Annotated in this window: 20 protein-coding genes; 1 reads left to right on the forward strand and 19 read right to left on the reverse strand. The window is 71.0% G+C overall.

The genetic code is table 11. The annotated features are described in order from the left end of the window. Positions 1-63: 63 nt before the first annotated feature. Complete coding sequence (locus OG422_RS05730) at positions 64-990, forward strand: GNAT family N-acetyltransferase (RefSeq protein ID WP_405740415.1); 927 nt, start codon at positions 64-66, stop codon at positions 988-990. 172 nt (positions 991-1,162) lie between these two features. On the opposite strand, the gene OG422_RS05735 is transcribed toward OG422_RS05730, so the two are convergent. The 19 genes from OG422_RS05735 to OG422_RS05825 all read right to left on the reverse strand — a co-directional run bounded on the left by OG422_RS05735 (position 1,163) and on the right by OG422_RS05825 (position 14,932). Next, positions 1,163-3,382 carry an NADP-dependent isocitrate dehydrogenase gene (locus OG422_RS05735; protein ID WP_405740418.1) on the reverse strand — a complete coding sequence of 740 codons (2,220 nt, stop codon included), beginning with the start codon at positions 3,380-3,382 and terminating at the stop codon, positions 1,163-1,165. A 267-nt stretch (positions 3,383-3,649) separates the two neighbouring features. Continuing rightward, the gene (gene xerC / locus OG422_RS05740) at positions 3,650-4,813 is read right to left on the reverse strand and encodes a tyrosine recombinase XerC (RefSeq protein ID WP_405740421.1); all 1,164 of its coding nucleotides are present in this window, start codon (positions 4,811-4,813) and stop codon (positions 3,650-3,652) included. A 67-nt stretch (positions 4,814-4,880) separates the two neighbouring features. Then, complete coding sequence (locus tag OG422_RS05745) at positions 4,881-5,084, reverse strand: helix-turn-helix domain-containing protein (RefSeq protein ID WP_405740424.1); 204 nt, start codon at positions 5,082-5,084, stop codon at positions 4,881-4,883. A 138-nt stretch (positions 5,085-5,222) separates the two neighbouring features. Next, on the reverse strand, positions 5,223-6,455 hold the full coding sequence (locus tag OG422_RS05750; protein ID WP_405740427.1) for a DUF3631 domain-containing protein: 1,233 nt from the start codon (positions 6,453-6,455) through the stop codon (positions 5,223-5,225). Then, positions 6,452-6,802 carry a hypothetical protein gene (locus OG422_RS05755; RefSeq protein WP_405740430.1) on the reverse strand — a complete coding sequence of 117 codons (351 nt, stop codon included), beginning with the start codon at positions 6,800-6,802 and terminating at the stop codon, positions 6,452-6,454. The genes OG422_RS05750 and OG422_RS05755 overlap by 4 nt, the downstream gene beginning before the upstream one ends. Continuing rightward, the gene (locus OG422_RS05760; protein ID WP_405740433.1) at positions 6,799-7,680 is read right to left on the reverse strand and encodes a bifunctional DNA primase/polymerase; all 882 of its coding nucleotides are present in this window, start codon (positions 7,678-7,680) and stop codon (positions 6,799-6,801) included. The genes OG422_RS05755 and OG422_RS05760 overlap by 4 nt, the downstream gene beginning before the upstream one ends. An 85-nt stretch (positions 7,681-7,765) precedes the next feature. After that, complete coding sequence (gene ssb / locus OG422_RS05765; RefSeq protein ID WP_405740436.1) at positions 7,766-8,227, reverse strand: single-stranded DNA-binding protein; 462 nt, start codon at positions 8,225-8,227, stop codon at positions 7,766-7,768. A 17-nt stretch (positions 8,228-8,244) separates the two neighbouring features. Continuing rightward, positions 8,245-8,403, reverse strand: a complete 159-nt coding sequence (locus OG422_RS05770) for a hypothetical protein (RefSeq protein WP_405740439.1) — start codon at positions 8,401-8,403, stop codon at positions 8,245-8,247. A 9-nt stretch (positions 8,404-8,412) separates the two neighbouring features. Continuing rightward, entirely contained in the window at positions 8,413-8,901 is a 489-nt protein-coding gene (locus tag OG422_RS05775; protein ID WP_405740442.1) for an AAA family ATPase, read from the reverse strand. Between the two features lie 175 nt (positions 8,902-9,076). Continuing rightward, positions 9,077-11,326, reverse strand: a complete 2,250-nt coding sequence (locus OG422_RS05780) for a hypothetical protein (RefSeq protein ID WP_405740445.1) — start codon at positions 11,324-11,326, stop codon at positions 9,077-9,079. An 87-nt stretch (positions 11,327-11,413) separates the two neighbouring features. Then, complete coding sequence (locus OG422_RS05785) at positions 11,414-11,920, reverse strand: hypothetical protein (RefSeq protein WP_405740448.1); 507 nt, start codon at positions 11,918-11,920, stop codon at positions 11,414-11,416. Between the two features lie 3 nt (positions 11,921-11,923). Next, entirely contained in the window at positions 11,924-12,091 is a 168-nt protein-coding gene (locus OG422_RS05790; protein ID WP_405740451.1) for a hypothetical protein, read from the reverse strand. Position 12,092: 1 nt separating this feature from the next. After that, on the reverse strand, positions 12,093-12,893 hold the full coding sequence (locus tag OG422_RS05795) for a hypothetical protein (protein WP_405740454.1): 801 nt from the start codon (positions 12,891-12,893) through the stop codon (positions 12,093-12,095). After that, positions 12,886-13,113, reverse strand: a complete 228-nt coding sequence (locus OG422_RS05800; protein ID WP_405740457.1) for a hypothetical protein — start codon at positions 13,111-13,113, stop codon at positions 12,886-12,888. The genes OG422_RS05795 and OG422_RS05800 overlap by 8 nt, the downstream gene beginning before the upstream one ends. 51 nt (positions 13,114-13,164) lie before the next feature. After that, positions 13,165-13,407 carry a hypothetical protein gene (locus tag OG422_RS05805; protein WP_405740459.1) on the reverse strand — a complete coding sequence of 81 codons (243 nt, stop codon included), beginning with the start codon at positions 13,405-13,407 and terminating at the stop codon, positions 13,165-13,167. Then, positions 13,404-13,604, reverse strand: a complete 201-nt coding sequence (locus OG422_RS05810) for a hypothetical protein (RefSeq protein WP_405740462.1) — start codon at positions 13,602-13,604, stop codon at positions 13,404-13,406. The genes OG422_RS05805 and OG422_RS05810 overlap by 4 nt, the downstream gene beginning before the upstream one ends. 189 nt (positions 13,605-13,793) lie before the next feature. Further along, a complete protein-coding gene (locus OG422_RS05815; protein ID WP_405740465.1) occupies positions 13,794-14,102 on the reverse strand; it encodes a hypothetical protein in 309 nt (102 codons plus the stop codon). Between the two features lie 12 nt (positions 14,103-14,114). Then, positions 14,115-14,450: an RRQRL motif-containing zinc-binding protein gene (locus tag OG422_RS05820; protein WP_405740468.1), complete on the reverse strand. Its 336-nt coding sequence runs from the start codon at positions 14,448-14,450 to the stop codon at positions 14,115-14,117. Beyond that, positions 14,447-14,932 (reverse strand): hypothetical protein, encoded by a 486-nt coding sequence (locus OG422_RS05825; RefSeq protein WP_405740471.1) that lies wholly within the window; start codon positions 14,930-14,932, stop codon positions 14,447-14,449. Before OG422_RS05825 ends, OG422_RS05820 begins: the two co-directional genes overlap by 4 nt. Positions 14,933-15,026: the final 94 nt, after the last annotated feature.

Raw genomic sequence — 15,026 nt, forward strand, 5'->3', positions numbered from 1 at the left:
ACCGGCGCCCGGCCCGTGAAAACCGGAGGCGATCGGCCCGCCCGTGGCGTACCGTCCGCGGCCATGAGTCCCACCGTGCGTGACTTCCATCCCTCGGACGCCCAGGCCGTCGCCGACCTGCGGCGCGCCGCCCTCCCCGCCGTCATCGCCACCCCGCAGGGCCTCGTCCGGCAGCTCGCCACCGCCGCCCCGGAACAGCGTCTGCGGTGTCTCGTCGCGGAGCACGAAGGCCGGGTGATCGGGGCCGTCACCGCCCGCCTGGTGCACGACAGCAGCGTGCCGGGGCAGGGCTCCGCAACGCCCCATGTGCATCCCGAGCACCGGTGGTACGGGGCGGGCGCGGCGCTGCTGGGCGCCGCCGAGGACCATCTCGCGGCCGTCGGCGCGGAACGGATCTTCGCCTGGGTGGAGAACGCGCCGGGCCCGCTCGCCTTCGCGGACCGGCGCGGCTACCGCCGGACCCGTCCGGCCCACTTCCTCCGGCTCGGTCTGGCGGGCGCGGCGCTGCCGCCGCCCGGTGAACTGCCGCCGGGCGTACGGCTGCACACGGGCGCCGATTTCGCCGCGGACCCCGCGCCGGTGTTCGCCGCGGACGCCGAGACGGCGGTGGACGAGCCGGGCGATGTGCCGTGCGACGCCATGACGTACACGCACTGGCGGCGGCAGATCTGGGAGCACCCCGACCACGATCCGCGGCTGACGACGGTGGTGACCGTCGACGGTGAGGTGGCGGCCTTCACCCTGGCGACCACCGACGGCCTGGGCCGGTATTCCTCCAGCATGACCGGAACGCGGCGGGCGCACCGGGGCCGCGGCCTGGCCCACCTCGCCAAGACGGCGTCCCTGCGCCGGGCCCGGGACGCGGGCTGCACCGAGGCGTTCACCGGCAACGACGCGTCCAACGCCCCGATGCTCGCGGTCAACCACGCCCTGGGCTACCGCCCGTACGGCTTCGAATGGCGCTGCGTCCGGGAGCTGGAGCAGGGGTGAGCCGGGGAGCAGGGCGAGCGCCGGGCGCGGGAGGCGCGGGGCGTGGGGCGCGCGCCACCCGCGAGGCGGACCGACCGCCCCCGGCAGGGCAAGCCCCGAACGGTCTCCGCCCCGCCCGGCAAGCACCGGACGGGGCGGAGGACGGAGCGTCGGAATCGCCCCACAAGCCAGATCAGATGAGGCCGGCCAGCGCCTGGTTGAACGTCGCCGACGGGCGCATGACGGCGTCGGCCTTGGCGGTGGCCGGCTGGTAGTAGCCGCCGAGGTCGACCGGGGAGCCCTGGACCGCGATCAGCTCGTCGACGATGGTCCCCTCCTGCTCGTTCAGGGTCTTGGCGAGGGCCGCGAACGCCTCGGCGAGCTGGGTGTCGTCGGTCTGCTTGGCCAGCTCCTGGGCCCAGTAGAGGGCCAGGTAGAAGTGGCTGCCGCGGTTGTCGATGCCGCCCAGCTTGCGGCTCGGGGACTTGTCCTCGTTGAGGAAGGTGCCGGTCGCGCGGTCGAGCGTGTCGGCCAGGACCTGGGCGCGGGCGTTGCCGGTGGTCTGCGCGAGGTGCTCGAAGCTGACGGCCAGCGCGAGGAACTCGCCGAGGCTGTCCCAGCGCAGGTAGTTCTCCTTGACCAGCTGCTGGACGTGCTTGGGGGCGGAGCCGCCGGCGCCGGTCTCGAAGAGGCCACCGCCGTTCATCAGCGGGACGACGGAGAGCATCTTGGCGCTGGTGCCCAGCTCCAGGATGGGGAAGAGGTCCGTCAGGTAGTCGCGCAGGACGTTGCCGGTGACGGAGATGGTGTTCTCGCCGCGGCGGATGCGCTCCAGGGAGAACGCGGTCGCCGCCTCCGGGGTCATGATCTCGATCGTCAGACCGTCGGTGTCGTGGTCGGCGAGGTACGCCGTGACCTTGGCGATCAGCTGCGCGTCGTGGGCGCGACCCTCGTCGAGCCAGAAGACGGCCGGGTCGCCGGTGGCGCGGGCGCGGGTGACGGCGAGCTTGACCCAGTCCTGGATCGGCAGGTCCTTGGTCTGGCACATGCGGAAGATGTCACCGGCGCCGACGGCCTGCTCCAGGACGGCGTCGCCGTTGCCGTCGAGGACGCGCACCGTGCCGGTGGCGGGGATCTCGAAGGTCTTGTCGTGGCTGCCGTACTCCTCGGCCTTCTGCGCCATCAGGCCGACGTTGGGCACCGAACCCATGGTGGCCGGGTCGAAGGCGCCGTTGGCGCGGCAGTCGTCGAGAACGACCTGGTAGACACCGGCGTAGCTGCTGTCGGGGAGGACGGCGAGGGTGTCGTGCTCCTGGCCGTCGGGGCCCCACATGTGGCCGGAGGTGCGGATCATGGCCGGCATCGACGCGTCGACGATGACGTCGGACGGGACGTGCAGGTTGGTGATGCCGCGGTCGGAGTCGACCATCGCCATCTCGGGGCCCTCGGCCAGCTCCGCCTCGAAGGACGCCTTGATGGCCGCGCCCTCGGGCAGCGCCTCGACGCCCTTGAGGATGCCGCCGAGACCGTCGTTCGGGGTCAGGCCCGCGGCGGCCAGGACGTCGCCGTACGCGGCGAAGGTCTTGGGGAAGAAGGCGCGCACGGCGTGACCGAAGATGATCGGGTCGGAGACCTTCATCATCGTGGCCTTGAGGTGCACCGAGAAGAGGACGCCCTCGGCCTTGGCGCGGGCGACCTGCGCGGTGAAGAACTCGCGCAGCGCGGCGACGCGCATCACGGAGGCGTCGACGACCTCGCCCTTGAGCACCGGCACCGATTCGCGCAGCACCGTGGTGGAGCCGTCGTCGCCGGTCAGCTCGATGCGGAGCGCGCCGTCCGCGGCGAGGACCGCGGACTTCTCGGTGGAGCGGAAGTCGTCCACGCCCATGGTCGCGACGTTGGTCTTCGAGTCGGCGGTCCAGGCGCCCATGCGGTGCGGGTGGGCCTTGGCGTAGTTCTTGACCGACGCGGGGGCGCGGCGGTCGGAGTTGCCCTCACGCAGGACCGGGTTGACGGCGCTGCCCTTGACCTTGTCGTAACGGGCGCGGACGTCCTTGCCCTCGTCGGTCTTCGGGTCGTCCGGGTAGTCCGGCAGCGCGTAGCCCTGCTCCTGCAGCTCGGCAATGGCGGCCTTGAGCTGCGGGATGGACGCCGAGATGTTCGGCAGCTTGATGATGTTGGCGCCCGGCGTCTTCGCCAGCCGGCCCAGCTCGGCGAGGGCGTCGTCGATGCGCTGGTCCTCCCGCAGGCGCTCGGGGAAGCTCGCGATGATCCGGCCCGCGAGGGAGATGTCACGGGTCTCCACAGCGACGCCCGCGGTCGAGGCGTACGCCTCGATGACCGGCAGGAACGAGGAGGTCGCCAGTGCCGGCGCCTCGTCGGTGTGGGTGTAGATGATGGTCGAGTCAGTCACCGGGTGCTCCGCTCCACGTCTGCAACATTGCTCGACATCAAGATATCTCGTGGCGGGCCCCTTCTCGACAGGGCCCTGGAAGCGGGTTTTCCCGGAGCCGCCTTCCGCCCCGGGAGCCGCCGGGCCCGGGCGGCTCCCGGAACCTGAGCCCGCGCTTAGCCGGACCTTAAGGGAGCCGGAAGGGTACGCAGCAGGTCAGACGTAGGGAGGTGGCTCCCCGTGGCTCACCTGGGAGCCAAACAGGGAGCCACGCGAGGCAAGCGCGCCTCAATCCCCGGCGTTCCCGTTCACGCCTCTGAAGAAGATTTCGTCCATGGCCTCAGCCCCCTCCGTGATCACGGGGCGGATCTGGTGCCGGTAGACAGCCTCGGTCACCCGTGTCGAGCTGTGGCCTACAAGCTGAGCGATCTTCTCCACTGGGACACCTTGGTCCGAGAGGATGGAGACGAAGCTGTGCCGGAGCTCCCGTGGCGTCCACTGCGTCGGGTCCGGGAACCCGGCGTCACGCAGTAGCGCACGAAAGTTGCGCCGCACATGGTTCGCGGTTCGTTGCTCACCGACGTCCGTACCGAAGACGAAACCGTCAGGGTCCCAGGTTAGGCCCAGCCGTTCTCGCCGAGCCTGCTGCGTCACACGATGCTCCGCAAGGAGTTCCACCAGCCCTTGGGGCATCCCCAAAGTGCGTCGACTCCTCTGAGTCTTGGTTTCTCCATGTCGACGCACTGACCTCCAAACTTCAATGTGCGGTGAAAATTCCCCTTCCGGGGAAAGGTGCACCCGACTCCACGTAAGGGGTCGAACCTCCTCTGTCCGGATACCTACGAGAAGTGAAACCGCAACGTATACGTGAACCCAAGACCCTTTTCTCGCAGCAAGCACAGACTCCGCCTGCTTCAGCGTAAGCGATTTACTCGGCCTACCTGGCTGACCGTCAGGCAATTCTACGAGTTCAGCGACATTGCGCATGACCAGATCGCTGCGCTGCGCATGCGAAATCGACCGACGCAGGATCGAAAGGATCATCTCCAACGAGCTTTTCGCGAGGACCATCGACTTCTCGTCAAGCCAGCAGTCGACAGCGTCAGGCGTGAGATCGGTCAGCTTCGCCCTTCCCAGGTCAGCGATCACGTGATTCGTGGCCATCCTGGTGTAGGTTTCAATGCTCCCCTTGTCCCTCCCCTTGAGCCCATGGGCTAGCCATGCCCTCACAGCCTTTTCGACGGTGTAGGTGGCGCGCGACCTCACACCCGCCTCGGCTTCCTTCTTCTTCTCTCGAAGCTTGGCTCGAACCTCAGTCTTGGTCTTCCCTGAAACCTTTGGTCGATTACGTCGACCGTCAGGAAAATATCCGAGCGAGATCGCTCCGATGTATCGACCTTTGGATTTGTCCCAGTAGATCGAATCTTCACCGTTGGACTTGCGGCTAGTCACGCATTTTCCTCCCAGAATTGGAGTGGGGTCACGTCGCCTGGCGACGTGACCCCACTCGCTTGCCGATTCAGCTAGCTGCGTCTGACTCCTGCATCAGCAAAGCGACATATTCGTCGATGTACTGAAGCGGAATGAGTCGGCGTCGTCCGACCCGCACAGTGCGGAGCCGTCCGAGTCGGATCTCCTCGTACGCCATCGATCGACCAAGGCCGCACAATCGCGCTGCATCCTCAACTTTGTAGAGGCGAGGCTGTGTCGGAGCCGTTGCCATGAACTCCTCTTTCGTTGAGACGAATCAGGTCTTCGTCTCCCCTTCCTGGGGAGTCCGCTACATCCGCTACATCCGCTACACCGCAGGTCAGGGCCGGTTTTGGTGTAGCGGATGTGCGGGGTGTAGCGGATAGGCGTGCTAGGCGGTGGGGGCGAGGGCGAGGGTGGGTGTTGCGGTTCGATCCGCTACAGCGCTCGTATCCGCTACAGCGACACCCCCGCTGACCTGGGGCGTAGCGGATGTAGCGGATGTAGCGGATGTCTGGGTGGGGGCGGAGCAGTAGCGGTCCCACGCGTCGACGAGGTCTTCGGCGTAGTAGCCCTTCGGCACACCCGAGGAGGTCCGGATTGACCGCGGCTTGATCGGCGTGTTGTTGCTGGTGACGTACTCGCCGAGCATCTTCGCCAGGCCCCGGGAGGTGAGCGGGCGGCCGTTCATGTCGGCCCAGGGGGCGTCTTCCAACTCCAGGAGGATGGCGAGGATGGCGGCGGTGGGCATCCGGTCGACGCCCTGGAAGACCTTGTCTCGCAGGTCGGTGAGGAGCTGGACGCCGACGGAGACGGGGTCGCCGTCGGTCGCCGCGGCGACCAGCTCGACGCAGGCGGCGCGGGCGCGCTCGGGCCAGTCCCCGCCCGCGGCCTCGGCGACGGCGAGAAGGGGTTCCCAGACGTCGGCGGGCCGGTCGGAGATTCCGTCGGGGAGCTGGGGCCAGGCGTCGGTGACGTCGTCGCGGACCTGGTCGGCCCACTCGGCGAGGCGGTCGCGCAGCGCGTGTCCCTCCTTCTCGTGGATCCGCTGGCGGTAGGGCTCGACCTTCTCGTTGGGGGCACGCTTGCGCATGCGGATGATGACGGAGCGGGTCAGGATCGTGTCGGGCAGGGACCCGAGACCTGCGATGGCTACGGCGCAGAACGAGGGGAAGGGCGCGGCGCTCTGGTTGGTTCCTTCGCCGACGCAGCGCAGGGATGAGGCGCCGCGCCGGTAGCCGGAGTTGAGGAAGCCTCGCAGTTCTTCGTTGCCGCCCGCCTTGGGGCCGAAGATCGTGTCGATCTCGTCGAAGAGGAGTGTGGGGCGGCCGGCGTCGGAGGTGACGACCCTGAACAGGGCGTTGGCGCTCGCGTTCACGGTGGCCAGGGCGCGCGGGACGAGGGTGTTGACGATCTCCAGGGCGCGGCTCTTGCCGCTGCCGGGCTCCGGGCTGAGGAACGCGAGGCGGGGCGTGGAGTCGAAGGCGTCGAAGAGGTGCGCGTGGGCGTCCCAGAGGGTCACCGCGACATACGCGGCCTGGCGCGGGAAGACGTTGAAGCGCCGATGGAACGCCTCGATCTCGTTGAGGAGGGCGGCGCCGTCGATGGCGTCGGGGCTGGTCATGCGCTGTTCCTTTCGTGGCGCGGGCGCTGGGGGCAGGCGTCGCGGTGGTTGGTGTGGTCGGCGATGAGGGCGTGGACCTTGGCGTGTCCAGCGGCGAACAGGTCCCGCCCGCACACGCACACCGACCGGGCGGTGGGAGATGCACCGCGGGGTGCGGTGATGTGCAGCCAGGCGACGGGGTGTCGCCCGTCGGCCGGGTGCGGGTCAGGGCGAAGAGCTGAAAGGACGCCTTCGGCGACGCCCTTCGGGGCGCCCCCGGCGGTCTTGGGCTGGGCCGAGTCGGCGGGGTGAGCGGCGCGCGTGTGAGGGGTGGAAGAGACCACCCCGGCGCCCGGGTGGGGGTTCATGCTGCCTTCCGGGTGCCGGCCAGGCCGCGGGTGACGGCGCGACGGGCGTAGGACTCGGGGACGTCGACGGAAACGGCGGCGTCAACGAGGTGTTCGGCGAGGTGGTCGAGGTCGCAGGGGCCAGGGCAGTCGGCGTGCTGGGCGGCCAGGAAGGACGCGGCGCCGTACGCCTGGGATCCGGCGCCGCTCTCGGTGCGGGCTCGGATGAGTTCGACGCCGCGGAGGAGGCCGGTGAGGACGTAGCGCTCGGTGTGACGGCATCCAGTGGCGCCACTGCGGTCGACGGTCAGCCGCACGGTGGGGGAACAGGCCGTCACCGGGCGCGGGGTGGTGTCTTCTTCGACCAGGGCGCGTACCGCTGGCGGGAGGTGTTCCATCTCGCCGGTGCCGGGGCCCAGCCACCGGGCGTACTGCATGCGGGACTTGATGTCGACGCCGGGGCGGACCCGGTTCGCGGACCGCATCGAGCCGGAGTAGATCCAGTGCTGGCCGCGGGTAGTGCGGACGGTCCGGGTCGGCGGCAGGCTCGCACGCGCCCACTCGACGGCGGCAGCGTCGTCCAGGTCGACGACGGTGAGCCCGGCGGTGCCGGGGTCGTAGGCGACGGCGGCGGCGGCACGCCAGGCCGGAGCCCACGCAGTGGAGGTGAGAACGTCGGGGTCGGTGGTGGCGGCGGCCCAGGCGTGGCACGGCCGCGGGCACTGGCACGGCCCGGCGGCGCGCATGTGGGGGCGGTCCCCGCAGGCGCTTCCCGCGCAGGCGGGGCAGTTGGCGACGGGGCGCTTGCCGCGGCTCAGGGGCAGGACCGGTGTGCCGGTGGCGGCCAGGGTGAGGGCCAGTCGCAGGTGGTCTGGGTGGCGAGCGGAGGTATGGGTCATGCTGGGGTCTCCAGTTCTGTAGTACGGGCTGGGAGCCGGGGCGACCGCGTTCTTTGGCGAGACGTGGCGGTCGCCCCGGGCGTGATCAGAACGGCGGTGTGTCCCCGCCGGGCGTGCTGGGCGCCGGGGTGGTGTCCCAGACGTCGCCGCTGCCGGTGGGCTTGCTACCGCCGTTGCGGGGGCCGGTCTTGGTGACGGTGGTGGTGGCGAACTGGAGCGACGGGCCGATGTCGTCGACTTCGACGGCGAGCATCGACCGGTTCTCCCCCTCGGGGGTCTCCCAGTTGTGCTGGCGGATCCGGCCGGAGACGACGACGCGCGTGCCCTTGGTGAGGGATTCGGCGACGTGCTCAGCGAGGTGCCGCCAGGCCGCGCAGCGGAAGAACGCGGCCGTGCCGTCGACCCACTGGTTGGTCTCGCGGTTGTAGGTGCGGGGTGTGGAGGCGACGGTGAACTTCGCCAGCGCCGCGCCGGACGGTGTGAACTTCAATTCCGGGTCCGAGGTCAGGTTGCCGGTGATAGTGATCGGGGTTTCTCCCATGGCCATGCGCTTCTCCTTGCTGGTTAGAGGTGGCAGTTGTGGTAATGGAGGTCGAGGGCTTCGTCCTCGGTGAGGGCGCCGTACTCGACGTCGGCTTCGATGGCGTCGCATTCGGCCTGCTGGCAGTCGTCGCAGCCGCAGGGCTGCCAGATGCCGTCGATGAGTTCGCCTTCGCATTCCATGAGGTGCTCCTAGCTGTGGGTGACGGTGAGGGGGGCGGTGGTGGGGGGTGCGAGGCGGATGTCTGTGAAGCCCTCGGCGAGCAGCTGCTCGCGGGTGGGGCGGCTGGTGTCCTGCGCGTGGATCACGTCGACGGGTACGCGCCGGTCGCGGGCGGCGTTGCGCTGCTCGCACAGGGTGCGGGGCGTGGTGAAGAGCACGACGGTGATGGGGCGGTCGTAGTAGCGGCCGCGGGCGAGGAGTCCGGCGCGGACGTGGGCGAAGACGTTGGTGGAGTCGACGATCGTGGTGAGGCCGCGGGCGAGGCGGGCGTCGAGGAGGAGGTTCTGAATCTGGGCCGCGGTGGGGGTGGCCGTCTGGTCGGCCGCGTCGTCGGTGGCCAGGCGCCGGTAGGCGTCGAGGGAGACGCGCCAGGTGTCGGGAAAGGCGGCGGCGTAGGTGGTTTTGCCGCTGCCGGCGGGTCCAACGAGGACGATCAGGGTTCCGGGGGCGAATTCCATGGTTCTCCTGGATAAGAGGCTGTACCCGCTCGTTCGCAGGTCACAGGGGGTGTCCACCCCGCTCGCAGGGCGCTCTGTACCCGCTCGCAGGGCGCTCGGAGGGAGCGGGGGCGAGCGGGTGCCGAGCGCCCTACGAGCGGGCATCGAGCGGGGGCTGAGCGGGTTCCCGAGCGGGTTACGTGGCGCTGTCGAGGGCGTCTTCGAGGGCAGTGCGCTTGTAGCCGCGGGCGTTCTTGAGGCCGTCGACGGCGCCGATGCTGACGGCGGGTCCGCACCCGGCTTTGCGGAGCAGGGTGCCGAGTTGGGTCTTGTCGATGTCCTCGAATTCGGTGTCGTCTCCGATGGCGTCGGCGAGGGTTTCGAGGCGAGCGCGGTCGGTGTCGAGGTCGTCGAGGGCGGTGAGGCAGGCGCGGACCGCCCGCACTTCGCGGGGTTCGGAGATGCGGGGTTGTCCGGCGGCGTCGCCGGTGAGGGTCCCGGCCTGCTCGCGCAGGCGGCGGGCGCGGTGGCAGATCGCGGCGAAGTCGGACAGGCGCAGGAAGTCGGCGGACAGGATTTCCCAGCGGTGGCCGGTGGCGGCGACGACGACGCCGATGTGGTCTTCGGTGAGGACGGAGGCGTCGGCTCCGGCGTCGGAGGCGAGGTCGCCCAGGCTCATGCGGCTGGAGCGGGAGTCGAGGCACCGCACGGAGACGCGGACGCCGAAGAGGTCCCGGAACCCGGTGGGGACCTCCTCGCCGTCGGGGCGCTGGGTGCCGACGACGAGGAACACGCCGGCGGCGGGTCCGGCCCGCAGGAGGTTCTTGAGCTTTTCGAGGGCGCGGTCGCGGCGCTTGGGCGGGAGGGCGAGGAGGTAGAGCTGGAGTTCGTCGATGGCGGCGAGGAGGACGGGCAGGTGGTGGTTGCGGGCGAGGTCGGGGGTGAGGCGGCCGTCGGGGACGAGGTGGGCGAGGTCGCCGAGGTCGCGGTAGCGGGTGTTCATGTCGTCGACGAGCTCGTCGAGGAGAGCCTCGAACGCGGCGAGCCCGGCATCGTCGGTGCCTTCGGTGAAGCGGTGCGCGACCTCAGCCGCGGCGCGCCAGTCGACTCCGGCTTTGCCGTTGGCGAGGTAGAGGCGGACGCCGGGGTCGAGGAGGCCAGCGGCGACGTCCAGGCGCATCGCGGCGGTCTTGCCGAAGCGCATGATCCCGGAGAAGAAGTGGCTGGTGAAGCCACCGCCGAACTCGGTGGGGAGGGTGCGGCGTTCGGCCTGGACGGTCTGGCCGAGCGGGGTGCCGGACCAGAAGTCCCAGGTCTCGGCGTCCGTGAGGGGGCTGGTGGCGTGGCCGACGGCCAGGTAGGGGTCGGTCTCGGCTTCCCACAGGCGCATCCGGCGGCCGTGCCCGCCCTCGGAACCGGGGACTTCGCGGATGACGAGCTGCATGGGTGGACGGCCGAGTTCACCGGCGATCACGTCGAGCTTGTTCAGCACGTCCCGCACGAGCTTCCCGCCGCCCTTGGGCAGGTCGGCGACGAGGGTGTAGCCGTTGCCGATGCTGAAGTCGGGAGCCTCGATGATGTCGAGGCCACGGCCCTTCGCGAGCAACCCAGCTGCGGTCAGGGCGGCGTCGAGCCGGATGACCTCCTCCGGCACCTCCTTGGCGGCACCCGACGACGCGGCGCTCTCGGCGGCGGCCGGGGTCTTCGGGGGTTCGAGTTCGCGGGGGCCGGTGAGGTCGGCGGGCAGAGGCCGGGTGGTGAGGGTGAGGGGGTGGCGGCCGAGCCACCAGGCAGCCCCGGCGAAGACCGGCACCGCGACCAGCCCCGCCACCGGGGCGGCGAGGATGACGCCGAGCGTGGTGGCGGTCGCCGGGACGAGGACCCCGGCGAAACGGCCGAGGGCGCGCAGGGTGCGGAAGCGGCGGACCTGCGCGGTGCTCGGCTGGGCCCCGGCGACGTCGAACTTGATCTGCGTGAGTGCGGTACCGGCGGTGCGGCGGAGCTGCAGCTCGGCGCCGAGATCCTTGAGCCGCTTGGCGTCTTCGCGGGTGAGGCCGAAATCCACGGCGTCACGGGCGAGTTTGCGGGTCTTCTTGCTGGTCTGCTCGATCTGGCGGGTGATGTCGTCGCGCTGCTCAACGTAGGTGTCGAGATGGCGTTTGACGAGGCGCCGACGGATCTCCTCGTCCGACATGTACGCCAGGGTCGTCCAGTGGTGCAGGGCAGCCCAGGTGTGGCGCAGACCAGGCAGGGTGTGCCCGGCGATGGTGCGCAGGACGGTCTTCGTCACGCGTGCGGTGGCTGTGTTGCTGGGGGTGGGCGGTTCGGCGGGGGCCTGTTCGGGGTGAGCGGGGGTGGTGGTGTTGGTGGGTTTGAGGTCGGTGCAGACGGGGTGGTCCTCGGTGGGGAGGACGTCACCCTGGGGCTGGTGGTGGGTGGTGCTCATGTCGTCCTCCGTCGGCGGCGGTTCCGGGGCACGGCGGCCCACCACACCCGCCGAAAAAGGGGGTGTGGAGGACCGTCGTGCCCCGGCTCATCCGCCGACGAGCCACAGGCCGACGTTGTTGGCAGCCAGCACGCTGGCGGCGACGAAGTAGCCGGTGAAACCCAAGCCCGTGCCATAGCAGACGCCGACGCCCAGGCCGACGCACATCTCCTTGAGGTCCTTGGCCTTGCCCTTGGCGGCGAACAACTTCACGCCGTACCAGGCGATACCGCACAGGCCGACGACGGCGCCGCCTGCGGAGACCGGGCTGACGGTGGTGTGCGGGGCGTTAGGGGTGACCTTGGTGCCGGAGACCCCCTGCACGGCGGCCTCACCACCCGCGTTGAGGACATGGCGGATGGCCCCGGCGATCTCACCGAGGAGGCCACCCGAGTTCACGGTGACCAGCAGGATGAACACCGCGACCAGGAGCACGGTGGACTTGGCCTTGAGCCACTTGTACTTGAATCCGGCGACGATGACGACGGTGCCGATGGCGGCGCAGGCGAGGCTGCCGAACGACGCGTTCGCAGCCGGGTTGTCGAAGAGGTCCACGGATCAGGCTCCTGTGAGGGCGTGGAGGAGGGAGCGGTAGGTCAGGAGGGCGAGCCAGCCCAGGGCGCCCCAGGCGGCCAGGGTGATCACGAGGCGGCCGCCCGCCCTGGGGCCGACGGCTATGAGGAAGAGGCCGAGGGCGGCCCCGAAGAAAACGGCGAAGAAGGCCACGTCAGGCTCCTGTGAAGAAACGGAGAAGGGCGCGGCCGGTGAGCAGGGCAATGCCGCCGATGACGGCCCAGATGGCGGGGCGGGTGATGACCCAGCCGAGCCGGGAGCGCACCACCCACACCACGGCGCGGCCGGCGGTGCAGGCGGCGGCGATGATGAACCGGGCGATGCCGCTGAAGCCGGGCACGAAGAGCCCGATGACGACCGGCCCGGCGAAAGCGATTGCCGTACCGGCCGGGGCGAAGACGGCGGTGAGGGTGTAGCGGTGGAGAGTGTCGGCGACCCACCCGGCCGCCGTGTGCTCCCCCAGCGGCACCGCCATCGCCAGCGCGCCGCACAACAAGTTCCTCTTGATCTGGAGGCGGCCCCAGTCGACGGGGTTGCCCTCGGAGTCGGTCCGCCCGCCGCCCCGCTCGATGAGGAAGGCGGCAATGTCGGTCCACCCCAGGCCGAAGGCGCTGGAGATGGCCGCTTCGACGCCGCGGCTGGCGACGGCGGTCGCATCGAACCGCCGTCCCGGCCCCGTCTCCGTCCCGGGCTCGGGTTGGACGTCGAGGAGGGCGTCGGGGTCGTCGTAGACGTTGGTGGGCCCTGCGGGCGGTTCCGGGGCGCGGGGCGGCGGCGCGGTCGGCGGGACCGTGCCGGTGATCGGGCAGACCCGGTAGGTCTCCGCCGCGAGCGCGCACCCGGCGCGGATCGGGCAGGCGGCGCAGCATCCGCCGTCCGCCAGCGGCCACCCGCCCTCCGGCGGCGTCTCCTCCCCGGCCTCGGCGGGTTTGGCCTCGGTGGTGGCGTCAGTCACCGCGACCGCCCCTCAGCGGGGTGGGGCCGATGATCAGGGAGTGGAGCTTCGCCTTGACCTCCAGCTCCTCGGCGTCCGGTACCGGCACGCCAGGGCGGGTGCGGGGCGGTTCGGCCAGGAGGCCGGGCAGGTAGGTGCGGGTGGTCGGTGCGGCGGCAGCCGCCCGCCGCCGCAGACGGCGCAGGCGGCGGGGACGGCGGATCAGCAGGCAAGCGAACATGAAGGCTCCCCGAAGGCGGAGGCGGCCCGCACCAGGTGCGGGCCGCGGTGGTCACGTGCGGCGGTAGCGGCGGGGCGGCTGGATGCGGAAGGCGCACCGGGCCGCGAGCGGGCAGCGGGCGCAGATGCCGGCGGCCCGGTGGCGGACGTCGGCGGGCGAGTGTCCGCTGCTGGCCTGGTCGAAGAGCCGGATGTGCGGGGCGCAGGCGGCGACGCCGTCGTAGGACGGCGGGACGGTGGCCACCGCCGCCAGCGACCGCGCGTTCAGCAGCTCGGGGGTCATACGGCTGGTCACCGGCGCCGCCTCCCGCCGCGGTCCTGCCGCTCACGCTCGGCGTCCTCCCACGCCTGCCCCTGCCGGTAGGTGGCGGTGGCGTTGCGGCGGTGCCCTTCGCGACGCTTGCGGGCCGCACGATCGGAGGCGGACTCACGGCCGGCGTAGGTGGTCTCCGCCATCTCGCGGTCGTTGCCGAACAGGCCGAAGAACGCCATCACCACTCACCCCGCAGGGCGTTGGTGGCGTGCTGGGGGCGGTTGGTGAAGGTGTGCGGTGTCATGCTGGGTGTGCTCCTGTCTCGTACGGGACGGGCACGGGTGGCCGGACGCCTGGCAGCAGCGGCCACCCGGAAGAAAGAGGGGAGGTCCCGGCCTTGCAGGGCCGGGACCTCCGTCGTTCAGCGTTCAGTGGGGCAGGCGGTGCTGCGGGTGGTCGGCGATGGCCTCCTGCCAGCGCCGGGCCTCGGCCGCGTCCGTGCCGTGCAGCCGGACGGTCATGGAGCAGTCCGGGCACCGGTGGACGGTGCGCGTGAAGAAGTCGATGGCCTGGCCGACCCCGGTGAAGGCGCAGGCGCCGAAGGCGATAGCGCACGAGGCGGTCGTGGAGCCGGGCACCTGGTAGGGGGCCAGGTCGGAGGTGACGCTGGCGGCCATGAGGCCACCGGCACCGAGCTGAGCGGCGACGGTCAGGAGACGACGAGAACGGGACTGCATGAGGGCTCCGTTTCAGGCAGCGAGAACAGGCGCGTCGGCGCAGAGCACGCAGACGCCGAGCGAAGTGGGGATGGTGCAGCCGGTGTCACGGCGGCAGGCAGGGCAGGTCCGGCGAGCGGCCAGCGCCCGCCCCAGGGCCGCCCAGCGGGCCAGGGTCATCGGCCGGACCGGGACGGCACGGTCGATGCGGTAGAGGTAGGCGACGAGCGGGCCGCCGCGGCGCCGGGGCCGTTCGAGCTGGGCGGCGACGTCCTGGCCGCCGGGCCGCAGACCGAGGGCGCGGAGCTGGCGGCGGGTGGCCAGGCCGTCCGGGGCGAGGCGCCACGGGTAGACCGGCAGGTTGCTCACCGGGTGCCGCCGAGCGCGAACGACTGAAGGCGCCACCGGGTCTCGGACGCCGAGGCCGGGGAGTCGGTCCAGGAGGCGGGGAGCGAGATCCATCCGTCCCGCGAGGCGCCCTCGGCTTCGGCGGCGATCTCCGCCGCGTCCCGGGTGGCGTGCACGCTGTGCAGCTCGCCGGAGCGGAAGAGGATGTGGACGCGGTCGGCCTCCCGGGCGAGCTGCTTGCGGACGGTCCGCAGCAGGGTCCGCAGAGCCTGGCGGTCCTCGGTATCAAGGAGGGACTGGGCCCGCAGGGCCGCTAGTTCGCCTTCGAGCCGGGCGACGTCGACAGCGGCCTGGGCAAGCGCGGCGCGCTGTTCCTCCAGGGCAATCTCCGCGCTCTGCTGGCGCTGCGCGGCCTCGGCGCGGGCGGCGGTGGTCGCCGTCTCGGCCTCGGAAAGGCCGTCACGCAGGGCCCGCAGGGTGCGGGTTCGGACAAGGGCGATCATGCGGAAGCTCCTTAGCTGGCGAGGGCGGTGTGTGTTCGGGGTGTGCCTCGACTGCTGGTCGGGCCGGGTGACGCTCGTCGGGTCTGCTGGCGGG

Origin of the sequence: Streptomyces sp. NBC_01525 (assembly GCF_045040405.1) — a bacterium.
In the GTDB taxonomy this organism is placed as follows: Bacteria; Actinomycetota; Actinomycetes; order Streptomycetales; family Streptomycetaceae; genus Streptomyces; species Streptomyces benahoarensis.

Coding starts and splice junctions, on each gene's coding strand:
- OG422_RS05780 (WP_405740445.1), bottom strand. CDS start 11,326: ATGAGCACCACCCACCACCAGCCCCAGGGTGACGTCCTCCCCACCGAG.
- OG422_RS05775 (WP_405740442.1), bottom strand. CDS start 8,901: ATGGAATTCGCCCCCGGAACCCTGATCGTCCTCGTTGGACCCGCCGGC.
- OG422_RS05745 (WP_405740424.1), bottom strand. CDS start 5,084: ATGGCAACGGCTCCGACACAGCCTCGCCTCTACAAAGTTGAGGATGCA.
- OG422_RS05760 (WP_405740433.1), bottom strand. CDS start 7,680: ATGACCCATACCTCCGCTCGCCACCCAGACCACCTGCGACTGGCCCTC.
- OG422_RS05770 (WP_405740439.1), bottom strand. CDS start 8,403: ATGGAATGCGAAGGCGAACTCATCGACGGCATCTGGCAGCCCTGCGGC.
- OG422_RS05825 (WP_405740471.1), bottom strand. CDS start 14,932: ATGATCGCCCTTGTCCGAACCCGCACCCTGCGGGCCCTGCGTGACGGC.
- OG422_RS05730 (WP_405740415.1), top strand. CDS start 64: ATGAGTCCCACCGTGCGTGACTTCCATCCCTCGGACGCCCAGGCCGTC.
- OG422_RS05810 (WP_405740462.1), bottom strand. CDS start 13,604: ATGGCGTTCTTCGGCCTGTTCGGCAACGACCGCGAGATGGCGGAGACC.
- OG422_RS05755 (WP_405740430.1), bottom strand. CDS start 6,802: ATGAACCCCCACCCGGGCGCCGGGGTGGTCTCTTCCACCCCTCACACG.
- OG422_RS05800 (WP_405740457.1), bottom strand. CDS start 13,113: ATGTTCGCTTGCCTGCTGATCCGCCGTCCCCGCCGCCTGCGCCGTCTG.
- ssb (WP_405740436.1), bottom strand. CDS start 8,227: ATGGCCATGGGAGAAACCCCGATCACTATCACCGGCAACCTGACCTCG.
- OG422_RS05750 (WP_405740427.1), bottom strand. CDS start 6,455: ATGACCAGCCCCGACGCCATCGACGGCGCCGCCCTCCTCAACGAGATC.
- OG422_RS05815 (WP_405740465.1), bottom strand. CDS start 14,102: ATGCAGTCCCGTTCTCGTCGTCTCCTGACCGTCGCCGCTCAGCTCGGT.